General features: G+C 68.3%; 4 protein-coding genes. 1 reads left to right on the forward strand and 3 read right to left on the reverse strand.

What is annotated here, in order from left to right; all coding sequences use genetic code 11:
- The first annotated feature begins 159 nt into the window (after positions 1 to 159).
- Positions 160 to 1188 (forward strand): glycosyltransferase family 2 protein, encoded by a 1029-nt coding sequence (locus AOK01_RS32220; protein WP_055517907.1) that lies wholly within the window; start codon positions 160 to 162, stop codon positions 1186 to 1188.
- Between the two features lie 54 nt (positions 1189 to 1242).
- Here AOK01_RS32220 and AOK01_RS32225 read toward each other — a convergent pair whose 3' ends face one another.
- The 3 genes from AOK01_RS32225 to AOK01_RS45565 form a co-directional block, all read right to left on the reverse strand.
- A complete protein-coding gene (locus tag AOK01_RS32225) occupies positions 1243 to 2994 on the reverse strand; it encodes an LCP family protein (RefSeq protein WP_079103933.1) in 1752 nt (583 codons plus the stop codon).
- A 76-nt stretch (positions 2995 to 3070) separates the two neighbouring features.
- On the reverse strand, positions 3071 to 4813 hold the full coding sequence (locus AOK01_RS32230) for an LCP family protein (protein WP_079103934.1): 1743 nt from the start codon (positions 4811 to 4813) through the stop codon (positions 3071 to 3073).
- Positions 4814 to 5074: 261 nt separating this feature from the next.
- Positions 5075 to 5698: LCP family protein (locus AOK01_RS45565; protein WP_425424775.1), on the reverse strand; the 624-nt coding region annotated here is incomplete at its 5' end.

Consider the following 5698-nt stretch of genomic DNA (forward strand, 5'->3'; position numbering starts at 1 on the left):
GGTGGGGCGGGGGAGCTGGGCGGGGTGGGCAAGGCGGACTCCTCAGCGTCGGCCGGGTGTGGGGGTCCGTGAGCACCGTAGGCCCATACGATCTGCTGCCCGGCGCAGGGACCGGGCGGCGCGCGTCCGTGTCCCCCGTTCGCGGTAACGTAAGCCGCGATGAACGCCAAGGCCGACGTGCAGCTTCCCGCCGTGTCCGTGATCATGCCCGTCCTCGACGAGGAACGGCATCTGCGCGGAGCCGTCCAAGCGATCCTCGCCCAGGAGTACGCGGGCGAGATGGAGGTCGTGATCGCCATCGGTCCCTCCACGGACCGTACGGAGGAGATCGCCGCCGAACTCGTACGCGAGGACTCCCGGGTGCACACGGTCCCGAACCCGACCGGCCGCACCCCCGCCGCGCTGAACGCCGCGATCAAGGCGTCCCGCCACCCGATCGTCGTACGCGTCGACGGGCACGGCATGCTCTCGCCGAACTACATCGCGACCGCCGTGCGCCTCTTGGCGGAGACCGGCGCGCAGAACGTCGGCGGCGTCATGCACGCCGAGGGCGAGAACGACTGGGAGCACGCGGTCGCCGCGGCCATGACCTCGAAGATCGGCGTGGGCAACGCGGCCTTCCACACGGGCGGCGAGGCGGCCCCCGCGGAGACGGTCTACCTGGGTGTCTTCCGCCGTGAGGCGCTGGAGCAACAGGGCGGCTACAACGAGGAGTTCGTCCGCGCCCAGGACTGGGAGCTGAACTTCCGGATCAGGGAGGCGGGCGGCCTCATCTGGTTCTCGCCCGAGCTGCGGGTCTCGTACCGTCCCCGTCCCTCGATGCAGGCCCTGGCCAAGCAGTACAAGGACTACGGCCGTTGGCGTCATGTCGTCGCCCGCTACCACGAGGGTTCCATCAACCTGCGTTATCTGGCCCCGCCGACGGCGGTCTGCGCGATCGTCGTCGGCCTCGTGGTGGGCGCGGCGGTGACCCCCTGGGGCTTCCTGGTCCCCGGCGGCTACCTCGCCGCGATCGCGCTGGGCTCGCTGCCCGCGAGCAAGGGTCTTCCCTTCAGGGCGCGGCTGCGCGTCCCGGTGGCCCTGGCGACCATGCACATGTCGTGGGGCTGGGGCTTCCTCACCAGCCCGAAGGCACTGGCCAAGAAGGTCATCGCGTCCCGCCGCCCGGCGGTACTGACCGAGACCTGACCGAGACCTGATCAGTCTTGATCAAGTCTCGGTCAGTAGCTGCTCGCTACCTGCTCAGTACTGGTACGGCTCGTACACCGGCATGCAGGCTGTCTTGTCCGCGCCGTTGATGGCGTCCGCGCTCGCGGGCAGGTCACCGGCCTCCGGTGTGGACTGCTTCGGGTAGGCCTTGCCCTCCCGCCAGTCGCTGCCGATGGTCAGCGTGGTGGTGACGGCGTCGGCCGTGGCCCGTACCTGACTGTTCGGCACACCGACGGCCTTGGCCACGGAGAGGGCGTTCGCCCTGCCCTGGGCCCCGGAACTCTTCGGATATGTCACCTGCGTGTGCGAGGTGGGACCGGACTGCGCGCTCGCGGTGGCCTTGGCGAACCCCTTGCCCTGGAGGACGCCCGCGATCGCCGAGGCCCGGCTGCCCACCGGCGCCAGCTCGCTGTCGTCGCCCGCCGTGCCGTTGACGACCGTGACCGAAAGACCCTCCGCGGGCGCCGCGGCGGGACCGGTGCTCGCCTCCGGACTCGCGGACCCGGAACCGCTCCCGCCCTTGCCGTTCTTGGAGCTCTTGCCGCCCTTGTCGAAGGACACGTCGCCCCGGACCATCGACCACAGCTTGTCCGCGTCCGTGGGCATGGGGACCAGGTGGTTCAGGTTGGCCGGGTCCGTCACCGTGGGCATGGTCGTCATCGTGAACCGGTCCGTCGGCACGGACTTGAGCTTCTGGCCCAGGTCGTACAGCTTCTTGACCGTACCGATCTCCTCGGAGACCTCCAGGGACTCGGTGGCCGCCTCGGCCAGACCCATCAGCCGTCCGCTGTCGGTGAAGGCGTTCTGGCTCTTCAGCGTGCGGATCATCGAGTTCATGTACATGTGCTGGGCCTTGGCCCGGCCCAGGTCGCTCCGGAAGGCGTGCCGGGTGCGCAGCCACTGCAGGGCCTGCTTCCCCTTGACCTTCTTGCTGCCGGCCTTCAGCTTCAGCCCTGAACCGCCGGGGACGCCCGGCAGCGGGCGGTCCCACAGGTTCTGCTTCACGCAGACCTCGACGCCGCCGATGGCGTCCGCCATCTTCACCACGCCGCCGAAGTCGACCATCATCCAGTGATCGATGTAGACACCGGTGAGGTTCTGCCAGGTGGCCAGTGTGCAGCCGGCCCCGCCGCGGCTCAGCGAGACGTTGATGATGTCGTTCGTCTCCGGATACGTCTCACCGGTCTCGGGATCCTCGCACCGGGGGATCGTCACCCGGGTGTCCCGCGGGATGCTCACGACGGACGCGCTCTTGCGGTCCGCGGAGACGTGCACCAGCATCTGCACGTCCGCCAGGGGCTTGCTGCCCCGCTGGTCCCTGCTGCCGCCGAGCTTCACGTTCTCGTCCGAGTTGCGGCTGTCGGAGCCGATCAGCAGGATGTTCAGCGGTGTCTGACCGGCCGCGTTGGGATCGGTCTTCTTGACGTCGGACGCACCGTTGTTGCGCTGGCCCTTGGCTATGTTGCCGTTCAGATGGCGGTAGTAGAGGTATCCGGCCCCGGCCGTCCCGAGTATCAGTACCGCCAGGACCAGCGCGAACCACCGGAGTATTCGCCCGGGCCTGCCGCCGCGCCGTCGTCCCCGTCTGCCGCCGTCCCCGCCGTCGTCGCTTCCGTTCCCGCCCGACGCGGTCCGCGCCGTACGCGTCGTCCGCGCCGCCTCCGCCTGCGAGGTGTCGCTCCCGTCCTGTTCCCCCGTCAGCGAGGAGCCGTCAACGCGGCCGCGTTCCCCCGCCTGCGAGGTGCGTGGACGAGCCCCCTCCCCACGCACACTGCTCTGCACCATGTTCCCCTGCCTCCCCACCCTGCGCCTGACGCACGTCTGTCCTACGCCCTGTTAGACGTAGGACAGACCCGTTAGGTCACTTGGCGCACTCAACCTTGTCCGCCGTGGACTTCTCGACATCCCCCGGCGCCGACGGAGTGGTCAGAGAGACCCCGGCCCCCTTGAAGTCCTCTCCCAGGGTCAGGGTGATCGCGGGAAGCCCCTGGGAGTTGGTCACGCTCTTGCCCGGTTTCATGGCCGCGCCGGCCATGCCCATCAGATCGGCGAGCCTGCGTGCCTGATCGGCCTGGTCGGGAGCGTACTCGACCGTGGTCTTCTTCAGCGTCGCTCCGGCGTTGCCGGCGTTCTCGGACTTGGTCACGCCCTCGTCGAGCTGCAGCCAGTTGAGGGTCTCCTGCGCGGAGCCGCTGACGGCACCGCCGTTGAGGACCCGGACGCGGACGTCCGCGGGGTCGGCCTTGGTGCCCTTGAGCCGGGCGGCCAGGGCGGCCTTCTCCTTCTTGGCCTTCTGCTTGACGGCGGTGAGCGAGACGTCGTCCTTGATCAGGGCGAACAACGCCCTGGCTTTCTCCTCCTGGAGGACGACCGTCACCTTGGTCTTCCCCTCGGCGGGGTTGTCGGCCACCGGCACGGTGGTGAAGGACAGGTTCTTGGTGGGGAACTTGCCCAACTCCGTACCCAGGTCACGGAGTTTGGTGATGCTGCTGATCTTCGAGTCGACGGTCAGCGCCTTGGTGCCCGCCTCCGCCAGCTTCAGCATCTTGGTCGGACTGGTCAGGGTGTCGTTCGACTTCAGCTTGCGCATCAGGGCGCTGAGGAACTGCTGCTGGAGCTCGATCCGGCTGAGGTCACCGCCCAGGCCCACGGAGTGGCGGGTACGGACGAAGGCGAGCGCCTCCTCGCCCTGGATGGTGTGCTTGCCCTCGGACAGCTTGAGCTTGGAGTCCTGGTCGTCGATGTCCTTGGCGAGACAGACCTCGACGCCGTCGACCGCCGAGGTCAGCGTCTTGACCGCGTTGAAGTCGGCGATCATGAAGTGGTCCATCTTGACGCCGGTCAGCGCGGTGACGGTGCGCATCGTGCAGCTCGGTGTGCGGCCGGACTGCCCCAGGCTCTCGTTGAAGCGCGTGTTCTGCGTGCCAGGGATGACCTTGGTGGAGCCGTCCTCCTGCTCCGTCGGACAGTCCGGGATGTCGGTGATCAGGTCACGCGGAATGCTCATCGCGGTGGCGTTCGTACGGTCCTTGGAGACATGCAGCAGCACCGTGGTGTCGGCGTGCCCGGGACTTCCCGAGTCGCCGTAGCCGTCGTTGCCGTCTCCGGTGCGCTTGTCCGTGCCCACCACCAGGACGTTGATCGCACGGTCCTTGCTGAAGCCGCCGGTGCCCGCGCCGTCGTCGGACACGGACGTGATGTTGCCGTTCAGATGGCGGTAGTAGAGGTACCCGGCCGAACTCACCCCGACGAGCACGAAGGCCATCGTGGCGCCCGACCAGATCAGTATCTTCTTGGCCTTCGACTTCTTGGGGCGGCCCTTGCGGCGCCCGGGCAGTGGCTCCTGCGGCCCGCGGCGTCTGCGCGGCCCGGGCACGCCGGGTTCCGGCGCCTCCTCGGGTGTCCCCTGTCGCTCCCGGCCGGGAGCGCTGCGCCCGCGCGGTGGCGCGGCGGCGCCGGCCGCTCCGCGGGAGCGAGGATTCGGGACCGGTGACTGCGGTGCGGAATCCTGCAGTCGCAATTCGTAGTCGCCGGTGTTCGGATTGAGTACCCACTGGTCTGCGGGATCGATATCGTCCGCCCGCCCACGGCCTTGCGCGTCCACGGTTACTTGAGTCCTCCGTCGGGGCCACGCGGCGCCTTTCCCCCTCAAAAGGCGCTCGGTCACTCGGTCCAACCAGTGCGCGGCACCCAAGGACAGACCTCGTGGCCGGGTGCACCGGATCGCTCACACTATCCGGCCGGATCGGCGTCAAACGACGACGGTGACAAATTACACGTCCCTACAAGTGGGCAATCCGCCCAATTCTTTGAACGTGCGTTCCCCCGCTTGGCGTTCCCTTTACTCAAAGGCCTGTTCGGGCCGCTAATCGCACGCATCCTGGGCGGCGGTGTTCCCCCGAAAAGTCGGCGCGGGGCTCGGAGTGGGGTGCGGTGTGGGTGAAGGCGCCTCGGACCGCTTTCCACCCGATTTGCCGTCTTCCGCACCCGACTCACGCCCAAGGCTGCCTTCTTGGCCTTCTTGGCCCGGGCGATAGCGCTCGAAGTCGTATGAATAGCCACGCTTGTCCCGCTCGTCGGTCGGCCCCGTGTCACTCCTCTCGCTCCTCTTCGTGCCGGAATCCGCCGGAACTTCCTTTGTGACCTCCAACGGCGCGTCTCTGCGCAGCCGTTCGAAGAGTTTCTCCGCCGCCGGCTCCACGAGCTGGTCGCGATTGGCGTCGCGGGCGTACGACTCCCTCGGCACGGTCAGGAATTGCACACGTTCGGTGGGGATGTTGCGCATGCCGCGCACCAGGTCGTACAGCCCCCGCAGGTTCGCAAGGCCGGGGTCGGTGGTGAGGGACGACGTCGCCGCGTCCAGCACGGGATAGAGCTTCACCGGGTTCAGCAGTACGTCGTTGCCGCGGACCTTGTTGACGAGGGCGCCCAGGAAACGCTGCTGGCGGTCCATCCGGTCGGTGTCGCTGCCGTCACCGATGGTCTTGCG

This window comes from Streptomyces aurantiacus (assembly GCF_001418335.1).
GTDB lineage: Bacteria > Actinomycetota > Actinomycetes > Streptomycetales > Streptomycetaceae > Streptomyces > Streptomyces aurantiacus.

Excerpts from the sequence above, each read along its gene's own strand:
- AOK01_RS32220 (WP_055517907.1), top strand. The coding sequence starts at position 160 with ATGAACGCCAAGGCCGACGTGCAGCTTCCCGCCGTGTCCGTGATCATG.
- AOK01_RS32225 (WP_079103933.1), bottom strand. The coding sequence starts at position 2,994 with ATGGTGCAGAGCAGTGTGCGTGGGGAGGGGGCTCGTCCACGCACCTCG.